Here is a 13,871-nt window from a genome sequence, read left to right as displayed (position 1 = left end):
CGCCCGGATCTCCCTCCGGGCGGCCGCGTGTCGTATTCCCGGGCTCTTCGGCGAGACGTCAACCCCTCCGGGGTGTACGGCGTCTGATCATCAGCACGACCCCACGCCGGGGACATGCCGTTCATCGCGAGGAGACCCCTTCCCATGACGCCGAAGGCCGCTCGATACGTGGCCGGAGCCGCGATCGTCCTGTCGCTGACCGCGTGCGAGGACGCGAGCCGGGACACGGCGGCCGTCGGCCCGACGCCGTCGGACGGCGGCGCCCGTCCGACGGCCGCCCAGAAGGCCCTGGCCGCGATGGTGGACCGGGCGAGCCGGGTGACGTCGGTTCGGGGCACGATGGCCAACACGTCCGGCACGCCGGGCGAGCAGAACGAGGCCAGAGGTTCGTTCGTCTACCGGATCAAGCCGACGGTGGCGATGAGGTTCTACGCTCCCGCGGCGCGGATCGGTGGCCGGAACACCGGGGGCTTCACCGAGATCGTGGTGGGCGGCAGGTACTACATGCGCATGCCGGATTTCACGTCGAAGACGGACAAGCCGTGGGCGAGCGTCAGGCTCAGCGAACTGAGCACCGGCCAGGGGGTGCAGGCGCTGGCACAGGGCGACCCGGCGCACGATGTGCGGATGTTCACCGCCTCCAAGGACGCTCGCCAGGTCGGCCGGGAGACAGTGGGCGGCGTGCGGACCACCCACTACCAGGGCACGTTCGGCCTGGCGGCGGGCGTGGCGAAACTCGGTGCCGAGCAGGGCGCCGAGGAACGCAAGGCCTTCGCGCGGGCCGGCGTCGACACGATGGTCTTCGACGTATGGGTCGACGGACGGCGGCTGCCGCGCAAGGTCGTCGTGGCGACGCCGCCCGGCGCCAAGCTGCCCGTGACGTCGACGACGTACTACACGGCCTTCAACGTGCCGGTCCGGGTGACGGCTCCGCCGAAGAGCCGGGTGGAGGACGACCCGGCCCTCTTCGGCGCCGGGAACGACACCCCCGGCTGACGCCCGCTTCCTCCCCACGCTCGGAATCGATTTGGACTCCCGGTTCCGGGCGCGTACTCTTTTGTCTGCCGAAGACCGCCGGTCGTCACCCGCATGGGTGGCCGAAGGTCCCGCACAGCGGGTGGCCAGCGCAGGTGATGACGAGAGCTTTCGACCGCGACGTCCGTCGCGTTCGGCCCCGTGCGCCTGCGCCGGGGCCTTTCCTGTTCCTGGGCCTTCCTCACCGGCGTACATCTGGAAGGAGGGCCATGGCGAGAGCGGACAAGACGGCGGCCGTCGCCGAGCTCCGATCTGCATTCGAGAGCTCGAGCGGCGCCGTGCTGACCGAGTACCGCGGGCTCACCGTGGCGCAGCTCAGCGAGCTGCGCCGGTCCCTCGGAGACAACGCACGGTTCGCCGTGGTGAAGAACACGCTGACCAAGATCGCGGCGCGCGAGGCCGGCGTCGCCGAGGAGCTGGAGCAGCTGCTTCAGGGTCCGTCGGCGATCGCGTTCGTGCGCGGTGACGTGGTCGAGGCCGCCAAGGGCCTGCGTGACTTCTCCAAGGCCAACCCGGACCTGGTGATCAAGGGTGGTGTCGTCGACGGCAAGCCGATGACGCCCGACGAGATCACCAAGCTCGCCTCCCTCGAGTCGCGCGAGGTGCTCCTCGCGAAGCTCGCGGGCGCGATGAAGGCGTCGATGGGCAATGCCGCCGCCGCCTTCAACGCCCTGCCGGTCAAGGCCGCCCAGCTGGCCGACGCCCTGCGGGCCAAGCGCGAGAGCGAGGGCGAGGCGCCGGCCGAGGCACCCGCCGCAGCGTCCGACGAGGGTTGATCCCGCGGTCGTAACAGACCTTTGAGTACGTGGCCCGGGCAGCGACCGGGCCTACAGGACAGGAGACATCATGGCGAAGCTCAGCACCGACGAGCTGCTCGACGCGTTCAAGGAGATGACGCTTCTCGAGCTGTCGGAGTTCGTGAAGCAGTTCGAGGACACCTTCGACGTCAAGGCCGCCGCCCCCGTCGCGGTCGCCGCCCCCGGTGCCGCCGCTCCGGGCGCCCCGGCCGAGGAGGCCGAGGTTAAGGACGAGTTCGACGTCGTCCTCGAGGCCGCCGGCGACAAGAAGATCCAGGTCATCAAGGAGGTCCGCGCCCTCACGAGCCTGGGCCTGAAGGAGGCCAAGGACCTGGTCGACGGCGCGCCGAAGCCGCTGCTGGAGAAGGTCAACAAGGAGACGGCCGACAAGGCCAAGGAGGCCCTGGAGAAGGCCGGCGCCACCGTGACGGTCAAGTAGTCGTCTGCTTCACCGCTCTTTGGGGCGGCCACCCGGAAACGGGTGGCCGCCCTTTCTCATGCCCGCGTCTCTTGCGCCGGTCACTTGCATCGAGCCGGCGCGGGCGTACGGGCGCCGGTCGCCCTCTCATCCGGGTCGCGAGCGCGTCGCCGTTCCGCGTTGAGACACCCTTCACAAGGGGCTTGTTGGACCGCTAGTCTCATAAGGATCCAGTAACGATCTGCTTACGAGGCCCTCGCCGTGACACCGGTATCGGCCATGGCCCCTTCCAATGGTGGAAGGGACGACTACGGTAGTTGCACGCTTTACACGGAACCGGCCGCCACCTTGCGGTGGCGCTACGTCATACGGCACCGTGACTCAGCGGTAACTCGCTCGTTGGACCGGATACCCCCCGGCCGGACGAAAGGTGACGAGTGGGCGTCGAAATCAGAGTCGATGGTCTGACCAAGTCCTTCGGGCGTCAGGTCATCTGGGAGGACGTGACGCTGACCCTGCCCGCCGGAGAGATCTCGGTGATGCTCGGGCCCTCCGGTACGGGTAAGTCGGTCTTCCTCAAGACGCTCGTCGGGCTGCTCAAGCCCGACCGCGGTCACTGCTGGATCGGCGACCGTGACATGCCCCATCTCCGCGAACACGACCTGTACGAGACGCGCAAGCTGTTCGGCGTCCTGTTCCAGGACGGCGCGCTGTTCGGCTCGATGAACCTCTTCGACAACATCGCCTTCCCCCTGCGCGAGCACACGAGGAAGAGCGAGTCGGCGATCAAGAAGATCGTCATGGAGAAGATGGAGATGGTCGGCCTCCTCGGGGCCGAGCGCAAGCTCCCCGGCGAGATCTCCGGCGGTATGCGCAAGCGCGCCGGGCTGGCCCGCGCCCTCGTGCTCGAACCCGAGATCATCCTCTGCGACGAGCCCGACTCCGGTCTCGACCCGGTCCGTACGGCCTACCTCAACCAGCTCATCGTCGACCTCAACGCCGAGACCAACGCGACGTTCCTCATCGTCACGCACGACATCAACACCGCCCGGACCGTTCCCGACAACATCGGCCTGCTGTTCCGGCGCGAGCTGGTGATGTTCGGCCCGCGCGAGATGCTGCTGTCGAGTGAGGAGCCGGTCGTCCGGCAGTTCCTCAACGCCCGCAAGGTCGGCCCCATCGGCATGTCCGAGGAGAAGGACGTGTCCGAGCTGGAGGCCGAGGCCCGCATGGGGCACGACCCCGGCGTCCTGCCGCCCATCCCGCCGCAGCTCATGCCCGCCGACGGCCGCCTGCGCGCGGCCCAGCGCGCACCGGGCGAGTGGCTGCGCGCCCACGGCGTCGCTCCGCCGGAGGGTTCGTTCGTCGACGACCAGGGCCGCAACTGGCTGGAGGAGTGGCCGCGGTACGTCGCCGAGCGCACCCCCGTCGCCGGGAGCGCCGGAAGCGGCGCCGGAGGTGGCCGCCCATGACCGAGCGAAGCGAGGGAATCGAGAACGCGCCCCTGTGGTCACGCCCTCCGACGAAGGAGGACTCATGACACAGGCCCCCGAGCGCACCGAACCCGAGACGAGACCCAGCCGCCTCGCCCCGGTCGCCGACGGCGCCGTCAACGTCATCTTCCGCGAGCCCGGGCGCTTCTTCGCGATGTCGCTCGACACCGTGCGCGCGGCGTTCAAGTGGCCGTTCCAGTGGCAGGAGTTCCTGCAGCAGGCCTGGTTCATCGTCAGCGTCACCGTGGCGCCGACGATCATGGTCGCCATCCCGTTCGGCGCGATCCTGTCGCTCCAGGTCGGCAACCTCATCCGCCAGCTCGGCGCGCAGTCGCAGACCGGTTCGACCGCCGTGCTCGCGATCGTCCGCGAGGCCAGCCCGATCGTGACCGCGCTGCTCATCGCCGCCGCGGCCGGCTCGGCGATCTGCGCCGACCTCGGCGCACGGAAGATCCGCGAAGAGATCGACGCCATGGAGGTGCTCGGCATCAACCCGCTGCACCGGCTCGTGGTGCCGCGCGTGCTCGCCTGCGCCTTCGTCGGGCTGTTCCTCAACGGCATCGTGTCGGTCGTCGGCATCGCCGGCGGCTACATCTTCAACGTCATGCTCCAGGGCGGCACGCCCGGCGCGTACATGGCGTCCTTCAGCGGCCTCGCCCAGCTGCCCGACCTCTACCAGGCCGAGGTCAAGGCGGTGGTCTTCGGTGTCACCGCCGCGCTGGTCGCCTCGTACAAGGGCCTGACCGCCTCCGGCGGCCCCAAGGGCGTCGGTGACGCCGTGAACCAGACCGTCGTCATCGCGGCCATGGCACTGTTCGTGGAGAACTTCGTGCTCAGCGCGCTGTACTTCCAGCTCGTGCCGCAGAAGGGAATGTGATGGTCGCGGGACGCGCTGGCCTCAGCACACGCGGCGGCTTCCGTACGGCCAAGCGTGTCGTCGACGCGCCGCTGGAGCGCCTCGAGGACTTCGGCCGCCAGATGGCCTTCTACGTCCGGGTGTTCGCCTGGGTCTGGCGGGTGATCGTCCGCTACAAGAAGGAGGTCATCCGCCTCCTGGCCGAGGTCAGCCTGGGCACCGGCGGCCTGGCGGTCATGGGCGGCAGCGTGGCGATCGTCGCGTTCATGACGTTCTTCACCGGCACCGAGGTCGGCCTGCAGGGTTACAACGCCCTCAACCAGATCGGCAGCGCGGCCTTCAGCGGCTTCGTCTCCGCCTACTTCAACACCCGCGAGCTCGCGCCGACGGTCTCCGCGCTGGCTCTGTCGGCCACGGTCGGCTGCGGCTTCACCGCCCAGCTCGGCGCGATGCGGATCAGCGACGAGATCGACGCCCTGGAGGTCATGGGCGTGCCGTCGCTGCCGTTCCTGGTGACCACGCGCATGGTGGCCGGCATGCTCGCGGTCATCCCGCTGTACGTCATCGGCCTGCTGGCCTCGTTCTTCGCCACACGGATCATCGTGACGGTGGCGTTCGGGCAGTCAAGCGGCACCTATGACCACTACTTCTACCTGTTCCTCCCGCCGCACGACGTCTTGTGGTCGTTCGGCAAGGTCCTCGTCTTCGCGATGCTCGTGATGCTCATCCACTGCTACTACGGCTACAACGCCAGCGGCGGCCCGGCCGGCGTCGGCGTCGCGGTCGGGCGCGCGGTGCGTACGAGCCTCGTGGTCGTGAACGTCGTGGACCTGCTCATGGGGATGGCCATCTGGGGCACCACGACGACGGTCCGGATAGCCGGTTAGAGGACGAGAAGGTGACAACCGCGATGATGACGGGTGAGGGCACATGACCGCCGGCTCATGGTCTGAACGCCTGCGCTACCGCCTGTACGGCCTGGTGTTCATGATCATCGTCATCGTGCTCGTTCTGCTGATGCTCGCCCAGTACAACCAGGCCTTCAAGTCCGTCTACCACGTCACCGTCAACAGCGACCGGGCCGGCCTGCAGCTCGTGCCGCACTCCGACGTCAAGGTGCGCGGCCTGATCGTCGGTGAGGTCCGCAGCATCCACTCGACGGCCACCGGCGCCGCGATCGACCTCGCGCTCGATCCGGGCAAGGCGGCGCTGATCCCGGACAACTCCTCGGCGCGCATGCTGCCCAAGACGGTGTTCGGCGAGAAGTACGTCGACCTGGTGCCGCCCACCGCCAACGCGGGGCCGCACCTGAAGGACGGCGACACCATCGCCCAGGACAAGTCCACCACCGCCATCGAGGTGAACCAGGTCCTCGACGACATCATGCCGCTGCTGAACGCGGTGAAGCCCGAGAAGCTCAACGCGACGCTCAACGCCCTGGCCACGGCACTGCAGGGCCGCGGCGAGGAGATCGGGCAGACGATCGACCTGGCCGACGGCTACCTCAGGAAGCTCAACCCCCATCTGCCGACCATCGTGCACGACCTGCGGGCGCTGTCCACGGTCAGCGACAACCTCAACGGCGCCGCGCCCGACCTGCTGTCGATCATGCAGAATCTCCAGGTCACCAACAAGACGATCGTCGACAAGCAGCCCCAGCTGGTCTCCCTGCTGGACAAGGGCATCGACCTGACCGGCAAGCTCATCCCGTTCGCGGAGGAGAACGAGCCGCGCCTGGTGGGCGCGCAGCTGGCGAACCGCCAGGCGCTCGCCCTCATCGCCAAGTCCTCCCCGGCCATCCCGTGCGTCTTCAAGGGCATGGCCAAGATCCAGCCCCGCCTGGTCGAGGCGATGGGCGGCGGCCAGCCCGGCGTGCACGTCACGCTGGAGCTGAGCAAGCCGCGGCCGGCGTACAAGCCGGTCCTGGACGCGCCGGAGAACAAGGACCAGCGCAACGCCCGCTGTTACGGCGTGCCCAACCCCAAGGTGCCGTTCCCGCAGTACCAGACCCTGGACGGCACCCAGGACGACACGTGGTGGAAGGGCCCGGCCGGCCGCTCGCTGTCCAGCGTCCTGATCAAGCCCGGCTCCTCCACCGATGACGACTCCATGCTGAAGAGCCTCATGGCACCGGCGATGGGCACCTCCGCGAACCAGGTCTCCGACCTCGCCTCGCTGCTGTACGCCCCGGCCGCCAGCGGAATGGTGGTGACGCTGAAGTGAAGACGACGTCGGCGGCCATCAAGCTGCTCATCTTCGCGGTGATCGCGACGCTGTTCACCGGCATCCTCGCGGTCACGATCTCCAACACCCAGTTCGTGGACACGACGAAGTATCGGCTGATCTTCACCGACGCGGCCGGGGTGCTCCCGGGCGACGAGGTGCGCATCGCCGGCGTACGCGTCGGGCAGGTCGACTCGGTCAAGCTCTACCGCGGCACCCTCGCGCAGGTGACGGTCTCGGTGCTCAAGTCCGAGCCGCTGCCGCGCAGCACCCAGGCTCAGCTGCGCTACCGCAACCTCATGGGCCAGCGCTACGTCTCCCTGACGCAGGGCTCGGGCCAGGGCGGCACCCTGCCGGCGAACGGCGTCATCCCCAAGGAGCAGACCCAGCCGGCGCTCGACCTGACCGCGCTGTTCAACGGCTTCCGCCCGCTCCTGCGCGCCATCCGGCCACAGGACGTCAACCAGCTCTCGTACGAGATCATCCAGGTGCTCCAGGGCGAGGGCGGCACGGTCAACGGCCTGCTCGCGCACGTCTCGTCGCTGACCCAGACCCTGGGCAACCGCGACCAGGTCATCGGCCGGGTCATCGACAACCTCGACCGCGTGATCAGCACGATCGACTCGCGCGACGAGGAGGTCTCCTCGCTGATCACCAACCTGAAGAGCCTCGTCTCGGGCCTGTCAGGCGACCGTAAGGCGATCGGTGACTCGCTCGTCAGCGTCAACCAGCTCATCGGCGCGACCAACGGCCTGCTCAGCCAGGCGCGGCCTCCGCTCAAGAACGACATCACCCAGCTCGGGCAGCTGTCGAAGGTCCTCGCGGCCAACGGCAACGACCTGGACAAGGCGTTCGCGGCACTGCCGACCAACTTCACGCTGCTCGACCGGGCGGCGTCCTACGGATCCTTCTTCAACTTCTACCTCTGCAGTCTGGACGCCCGGATCGGGCTGCCCGGAAAGGTCACTGTCAACACGCCGCAGATCGTGAACGACAACGCCCGGTGTAAAGAATGAGAAAGTTCATCTTCGGGTCGAGAGGGGAGTACGGCCATGAAACGGTCGTTCCGGGATCGGGATCCCCTGCGGATGGGTCTGCTCGGCGTGACCTCGGTGACGCTGCTCGTGGCCCTCTCGTTCAACCTGTCGCGCTTCGAGGGCGGGACGAAGTACCAGGCCGCGTTCACGGAGGCCAGCGGGCTGAAGCCGTCGGAGGACGTCCGCATCGCGGGCGTGAAGGTCGGCAAGGTCCTGAGCGTGGGCCTGGAGGGCGACCACGTGAAGGTCGCCTTCACGGTGGACCCCAAGGTGCGCTTCGGCACCACCTCACGCGCGGCGATCAAGCTGAGCACGATCCTGGGCTCGCACTACCTGGAGATCCAGCCGAGCGGTTCGGGACGACAGTCGGCGCACTCGGAGATCCCCACCTCGCGCACGACGCCGTCGTACGAGGTCGTGCCGGCGTTGCAGGACCTCAGCGGGCAGGTGCAGAAGATCGACGTGCCGCAGCTCGGCAAGGCGTTCGACACGCTGTCGGACACGCTGCAGGGCTCCCCGGACAACGTCCGCGGAGCGCTGGACGGGCTGCGGAAGATCTCCCGGGCGGTGGCCTCGCGCGACGAGTCGCTGAGCGACCTGCTCCAGCACACCAACAACGTCACCAAGCTGCTGGCCGACCGCAGCGGGGACCTGGCGGCGCTGGTCTCGGACGGCTCGCGGCTGCTGCAGGAGATCGACGACCGGCGCGCGGTGGTCCGCTCGCTGCTGTCCGGCACGGTGAGCCTCTCCCAGCAGATCACCGGCACGATCGAGGAGAACCGCGCCACGCTGAACCCCGCCCTGACCCAGCTCCACAAGGTCGTCGACATCCTGCTGCGCAACCAGGACAACCTCGACCGGGCGGTGAAGGTCATCGGGCCGTTCGTCACGACGTCGGCGGACGCCACGTCCGCCGGCCGGTGGTTCGACGGATACCTCCAGAACCTCGTCCCACTGCCGGCGAGCGTCAAGGGCCCCTCAGGCGGCTCGTCGACCAAGTCCCCCGGGACGGACACGCTGCCGATCATTCCGTGAGCGCAAGGACAAAGGTGGGAAGGGAGGCCCGCAGATGAGGCGAGGTGCCATCCGCCGCGCGGCCCCGCGGGCCCTCGCGCTCGCGCTCGCCCTCGGCACCGCGGTGTCGGGGTGCACGTTCAAGGGCGTGTCGTCGATGCCGCTGCCGGGCGGTGTCGACACCGGCTCCCGGCCGTACGACGTGAAGATGGTCTTCGAGAACGTCCTGGACCTGGTGCCGCAGTCGCAGTGCCGGGTCAACGACGTCCCGGTCGGCATGGTCACCAAGATCGACCTGGTCGACTGGAAGGCCGTCGTGACGTGCCGGCTCCGCCGTACGGTCGACCTGCCCGCCAACGCGGTCGCCACCATCTCCCAGACCAGCCTGCTCGGGGAGAAGTTCGTCGCGCTGTCCGCCCCGCAGGGGCAGACACCGCAGGGACGCCTCGCGGCGGGGGCCGAGATCCCCCTCGACCGCACCTCGCGCAGCACCGAGGTCGAGGAGGTGCTGTCGGCGATGTCGATGCTCGTCACCGGCGGCGGCCTCGAACAGATCTCCACGATCAACCATGAGCTGAACGCCGCCCTGCAGGGCCACACCACGCAGTTGCGCGACGTGCTGAACCAGCTCAACACCTTCGTCGGCACGCTCGACCGGCAGAAGAACCAGATCGTCACGACGATCGACAAGGTCGACCAGCTGGCCGCCACGCTCGCCAAGCACAACAAGACCATCGCCGACACCATCGACAGCACCGGCCCGGCCGTGAAGATCCTGGCCTCCCAGCGCAAGGACCTCACCAAGCTGCTGGTCAACATGGACAAGCTGGGTACGGTCGCGACCCGCGTCATCAACCGGTCGCAGGGCGACACCGTGGCCAACCTCAAGGCCCTGCAGACCATCCTCACCAACACCAACAAGGCCAGCGAGACGATCCCCAAGATCCTCGGCGGCCTGTTCACCTTCCCGTTCCCGCAGACGGTCAGCCAGGCGCTCAAGGGCGACTACGGCAACCTGATGGTCTCCATGGATCTCAACGTCGCCGACCTCGCGCACAACCTCCTCGCCGGTACGCCGCTCGCAGGCATCTCCAAGGCCGCGGACAAGCTGCAGAACATCCTGCCGCCGCCGCGCACGGGCCTGCCCGACACGCCGCTGGGCGTGCTGCCGGGGCTCACGACGAACGGAGCGGGCCAGAACAGCGGATCCGCGACCCCCGGGTCCTCCAAATCTCCGGGAACCCCCGGCTCGAACGGTGGTTCCGGGGGGATCGGCGACATCCTGCCGCCGCTCGGCATGAGCGGCCCGCCCGGTGACGACCTCGGTGCGCTGCTCCAGGGAGGCACCGCATGATCATCAAGCGCGGCGTCAAGATCCAGCTGCTGGTGTTCGCGGTCATCACGGCGCTGACCATGGCGTACACCCTGGTCAACATCATCGGCATCGGGCAGGGCGTGCTCGACCTGCGGTACCGCGTGTACGTCAATCTCGCCGACTCGGGCGGCATCTTCTCCGGCGCCGAGGTCACGTACCGCGGTGTCACGGTCGGGCGCGTGGGCCCGCTGCGGCTGACCAAGGACGGCGTACGCGTCGAGCTGCGCATCGACCGGGGCAGGAAGGTGCCCGCCAACAACGTCCAGGCCTACGTCCTCAACCGGTCCGGCGTCGGCGAGCAGTACGTCGACCTGCGTCCGGCCGGCAACGGCCCGTCGCTGAAGGACGGCTCGGTCATCCCGGTCTCGCACACGCACCTGCCGGTGCAGACGTACGAGCTGCTGCGCAACGTCGACGCGCTGGTCCGTACGGTCAACCCCCAGGACCTCGGCACGGTCATCGACGAGCTCGACAAGGGCCTGTCGGGCACCGGTCCGGACCTGCAGTCGCTGCTCGACTCGAACAAGCGGATCCTCGAAGCGCTCAACGCGAGCTACCCCGAGACGATCCAGCTGCTCAACAACGGCCGTACCGTCCTGGACACGCAGGTGGACGAGGGGCCGACGTTCCGGCAGTTCTCCCACGACCTCGCGTCGCTGACCGGTGAGCTCAAGCACGACGACGGCACGGTGCGCTCGGTGCTGAACACCACGCCCGGCACGCTCGACCAGGGGAACGACCTGTTCGAACGCATCCAGCCGACGCTGCCCACGCTGCTGGCCAACGGCTCGGTGATCGGCCAGGTGCTGACCTCACGCTCCACCCAGTTGCGGCAGATGCTGGTCACGTACCCGCTGATCGTGGGCGGCGCGTTCACCGTGGCGCCCGGCGACGGCACCGTGCACTTCGGCATGGAGCTGAACCTCAACGCGCCTCCCGTGTGCACCAAGGGGTACGAGAACACGCGGGTGCGGTACCCGCAGGACACACGCCCGGCGAGCGTCAACCCCAAGGCCTCCTGCAAGCTGCCGAAGAACTCGTCCACGGCCGTACGCGGCTCGCGCAACGCTCCGCCCGCGGGGCCGTACCCCAAGCTCCCGGCCGGCGCCACCGCGGGCGCGGGCTTCCCGTACGAGCGGACCTATTCGGGCGGGTCGTCGTCTTCGTCGTCGTCCTCGGACGCGGCCAAGCAGGCCTCGGCGCAGCAGTCGCCGGGCGCGGCGAACGGTGCGCAGTCCGCATCGCGGCTTCAGACGCTCTTCGTCACCGGCTACGATCCCCGGACTCGCGTTTACGTGGGACCCGACGGAAAGCAGTACCGGTTGGGCAAGGTCAGTCAACTGACGGGAGACGCTTCATGGCAGACGCTTCTGCTGAGCCCGATCGTCGGCTGAGCGCCGGCCGTGGCCGGCTGGGGGCGATGCTCGACCGGCGGTTCCGCGGAGGCCGTCTGGGAGCGGCCTTCGCGGCACTGGGACTGATCTTCATCGCGCTGACGGTGTGGGCGGGCTTCCTCGCCAAGAGCACGTACGCCGCCGACACCCGCAAGTCCGACATCGCCGCCGCCCAGGAGGTCGCACGCCGGGTCGTCATCCACTTCTACGAGATCAGCTACCAGACCTTCGACCAGGACACCCAGCGGGTGTACGCGGACCTGGACAGCGCGTTCAAGGCGCAGGCGGTCCAGCAGATCGGGTCGACCTGGAAGCAGACCGTGGTGAGCAACCAGCTGATCTCCAACGCGGCCTTGTACGCCTCGGGCGTGGTGAACATCAGCTCCAAGTCGGCCGAGGTCCTGGTCACCGTGACGCGCACCGCCCGGTCCAGCCAGGCGAAGACCCCGGTGTCGTCGCGGGTGAGCGCGCAGGTTCAGCTCACCAAGCGGGGTGACGACTGGAAGGTCTCGGGGATGGGCGGTCTGCAGTGACGGTGGAGACGGACAGCGAGAGCCGCCGGGCGGCGCGCCGGGCCGAGCGTGACGACCGGCGGAAGCGTGATCGGGAGCGGCAGCAGGAGCGGAAGCGCGAGCCGGAGGGCCCGGCCGCCGAGAAGACCGCGGCGGCGGACCGCCGGTCCCCGGCGACGCCGCTGCTGACGCTGCTGGGCTGCGCGTGCCTGGTGATGGCGGTGTGCTGCCTGTACCTGTGGCACCAGGAGATCCACGACCGTGCCCTCGCCCGCGCCCGCGACGACGCCCGCGCGGCCGCCCAGTCCGAGGCGAAGGACCTGCTGTCCTACAACTACAAGACACTCGACTACGACCTGAACAAGGCGAAGTCGGAGATGACCCCGGGGATGGCCAAGTCGTTCGGCGACTACTGGCAGATCCTCCGTCCGTCGGTGGAGAAGAGCCAGACCCAGGCCCTGACCCAGATCCAGGTGACGGCGGTGACCGACGCGACTCCGACGAGGGTCGAGGTGGTCATGTTCGTGAAGATGATCTCGGTCAACGCCGCGCACAAGGAGCCCCAGGTGGACACGGCCTGGCCCCGGCTCCAGATGCAGAAGATCGGCAAGAAGTGGCTGATCGACGGCCCGAGGATGACCACCCCGCCCCCGGCGTCGGCCTCCCCGACCCCGGCCCCGTCGGCGTCGAAGAAGCCGTCCTCCAAGACGTCGCCGAAGGTTTCGAAGAAGCCGTAGTCCGGACGTCCTCGGCCCGGTCGTCGCCGGCAGGGCCGCAGGAGGGCGACGTACAGCGGCTGAGGGGCGCCGAGGGCTTCCCGGGTCCCACGGATGCCCTCGAAGGCCCGTCACGGGCCTCTGCGGGCCTGTGAGGCCGTACCGGGATGCGTCGGGGGCGCCGCGGCGCCCCCGACGCGAGGTGGGCCGGGCCGTCGGGTCCCGGTCCTGATCACTCCTCGCCGGAGAACCGCTCCCACGCGGATTGCCGAGTGATGCCGAGGGCCTGTCCGATCCGCGCCCAGGTAACGCCCCGGCGGCGCAGCTCCCGTACCCACGAGCGCAGGTCGGCCTCGACCTGATCGGCGGCCGCGGCGACCCGCGGGATGTGGTCGAGCATCTGTTCGTCGGTCAGGGAGCCCCAGAGCGGCAGCCGCGGCTTGACCGGGGCGTCGCGGTACTCCTCGATGACCGCCTCGGCCAGGGCCACGCACTCGTTGCAGATGTGCACTCCAGGACCGGCGACCATCTTGTCGACCTCGGTGTGGGCCTTGCCACAGAACGTGCACAGGACCGGCTCGGCCGGCGGAACGGGCATCGCCATGAGAGACCTCCGTTTGTCAGGGTGTCCCTGACGAAGGTAGATCGTCAGGGGCGCCCTGACAAGTGGTCGGGAAAAGCTGTGCGGCGGGGCCGTGAGGGGGTGGGGGCGGGTGGCCTTCGGATGACCGTTCGATGGCCGGGGCGAGGCCTCCCCGTGGCCTCCGTGACACCCGCGCGAAGCCCGTCTGCGCCGGGGCGGAGCGACATCTCCGCACATGTCCACCCAGTGAGATGAGGAGGCCTGGCGAACGTCGGCTAAACTATGGTCTTCGTCACGCCTGATGAGCGGGCGAAATGTCCATGTCTAGTCTTGACGTGGGGCCGCTGACGAGCGATGCTGCGGAGCAACTGTGATGCATACTGCGGCGCTCTGCTTGCCAGCGGTGTAGCCCTCGGCT

At 68.8% G+C, this 13,871-nt stretch carries 14 protein-coding genes; 13 read left to right on the top strand and 1 reads right to left on the bottom strand.

The genetic code is table 11. The features are described 5' to 3' along the window. The first annotated feature begins 144 nt into the window (after window positions 1-144). The 13 genes from ABEA10_RS02430 (at window position 145) to ABEA10_RS02370 (ending at window position 12,891) form a co-directional block, all read left to right on the top strand. Window positions 145-996 (top strand): SCO4651 family lipoprotein, encoded by an 852-nt coding sequence (locus tag ABEA10_RS02430; RefSeq protein ID WP_345456721.1) that lies wholly within the window; start codon window positions 145-147, stop codon window positions 994-996. Window positions 997-1,244: 248 nt separating this feature from the next. After that, a complete protein-coding gene (rplJ, locus tag ABEA10_RS02425; protein ID WP_329250595.1) occupies window positions 1,245-1,811 on the top strand; it encodes a 50S ribosomal protein L10 in 567 nt (188 codons plus the stop codon). 70 nt (window positions 1,812-1,881) lie between these two features. Beyond that, the gene (gene rplL, locus ABEA10_RS02420) at window positions 1,882-2,271 is read left to right on the top strand and encodes a 50S ribosomal protein L7/L12 (RefSeq protein ID WP_345456718.1); all 390 of its coding nucleotides are present in this window, start codon (window positions 1,882-1,884) and stop codon (window positions 2,269-2,271) included. Window positions 2,272-2,687: 416 nt separating this feature from the next. Continuing rightward, window positions 2,688-3,722 carry an ABC transporter ATP-binding protein gene (locus tag ABEA10_RS02415; protein WP_345456715.1) on the top strand — a complete coding sequence of 345 codons (1,035 nt, stop codon included), beginning with the start codon at window positions 2,688-2,690 and terminating at the stop codon, window positions 3,720-3,722. 64 nt (window positions 3,723-3,786) lie between these two features. Then, entirely contained in the window at window positions 3,787-4,620 is an 834-nt protein-coding gene (locus ABEA10_RS02410; protein ID WP_425550853.1) for an MlaE family ABC transporter permease, read from the top strand. Beyond that, window positions 4,620-5,486 (top strand): MlaE family ABC transporter permease, encoded by an 867-nt coding sequence (locus ABEA10_RS02405; protein ID WP_425550852.1) that lies wholly within the window; start codon window positions 4,620-4,622, stop codon window positions 5,484-5,486. The genes ABEA10_RS02410 and ABEA10_RS02405 overlap by 1 nt, the downstream gene beginning before the upstream one ends. A 43-nt stretch (window positions 5,487-5,529) precedes the next feature. Beyond that, window positions 5,530-6,822, top strand: coding sequence for an MCE family protein (locus tag ABEA10_RS02400; RefSeq protein WP_345456713.1), 1,293 nt, complete (start codon window positions 5,530-5,532; stop codon window positions 6,820-6,822). Continuing rightward, a complete protein-coding gene (locus ABEA10_RS02395) occupies window positions 6,819-7,838 on the top strand; it encodes an MCE family protein (RefSeq protein ID WP_345456710.1) in 1,020 nt (339 codons plus the stop codon). The genes ABEA10_RS02400 and ABEA10_RS02395 overlap by 4 nt, the downstream gene beginning before the upstream one ends. Window positions 7,839-7,874: 36 nt before the next feature. Next, entirely contained in the window at window positions 7,875-8,894 is a 1,020-nt protein-coding gene (locus ABEA10_RS02390; RefSeq protein ID WP_345456707.1) for an MCE family protein, read from the top strand. A 34-nt stretch (window positions 8,895-8,928) separates the two neighbouring features. Further along, on the top strand, window positions 8,929-10,227 hold the full coding sequence (locus tag ABEA10_RS02385) for an MCE family protein (protein WP_345456704.1): 1,299 nt from the start codon (window positions 8,929-8,931) through the stop codon (window positions 10,225-10,227). Continuing rightward, window positions 10,224-11,642 (top strand): MCE family protein, encoded by a 1,419-nt coding sequence (locus ABEA10_RS02380; protein WP_345456701.1) that lies wholly within the window; start codon window positions 10,224-10,226, stop codon window positions 11,640-11,642. The genes ABEA10_RS02385 and ABEA10_RS02380 overlap by 4 nt, the downstream gene beginning before the upstream one ends. Next, complete coding sequence (locus ABEA10_RS02375) at window positions 11,606-12,175, top strand: hypothetical protein (RefSeq protein WP_345456698.1); 570 nt, start codon at window positions 11,606-11,608, stop codon at window positions 12,173-12,175. Before ABEA10_RS02380 ends, ABEA10_RS02375 begins: the two co-directional genes overlap by 37 nt. Next, on the top strand, window positions 12,172-12,891 hold the full coding sequence (locus ABEA10_RS02370; RefSeq protein WP_345456695.1) for a hypothetical protein: 720 nt from the start codon (window positions 12,172-12,174) through the stop codon (window positions 12,889-12,891). The genes ABEA10_RS02375 and ABEA10_RS02370 overlap by 4 nt, the downstream gene beginning before the upstream one ends. 211 nt (window positions 12,892-13,102) lie before the next feature. On the opposite strand, the gene ABEA10_RS02365 is transcribed toward ABEA10_RS02370, so the two are convergent. Continuing rightward, window positions 13,103-13,474 carry a ClpX C4-type zinc finger protein gene (locus ABEA10_RS02365; protein ID WP_345456692.1) on the bottom strand — a complete coding sequence of 124 codons (372 nt, stop codon included), beginning with the start codon at window positions 13,472-13,474 and terminating at the stop codon, window positions 13,103-13,105. Window positions 13,475-13,871: the final 397 nt, after the last annotated feature.

Origin of the sequence: Actinoallomurus oryzae, from assembly GCF_039541955.1 — a bacterium.
GTDB lineage: Bacteria > Actinomycetota > Actinomycetes > Streptosporangiales > Streptosporangiaceae > Actinoallomurus > Actinoallomurus oryzae.
This window is presented reverse-complemented; position numbering and strand designations above follow the sequence as displayed.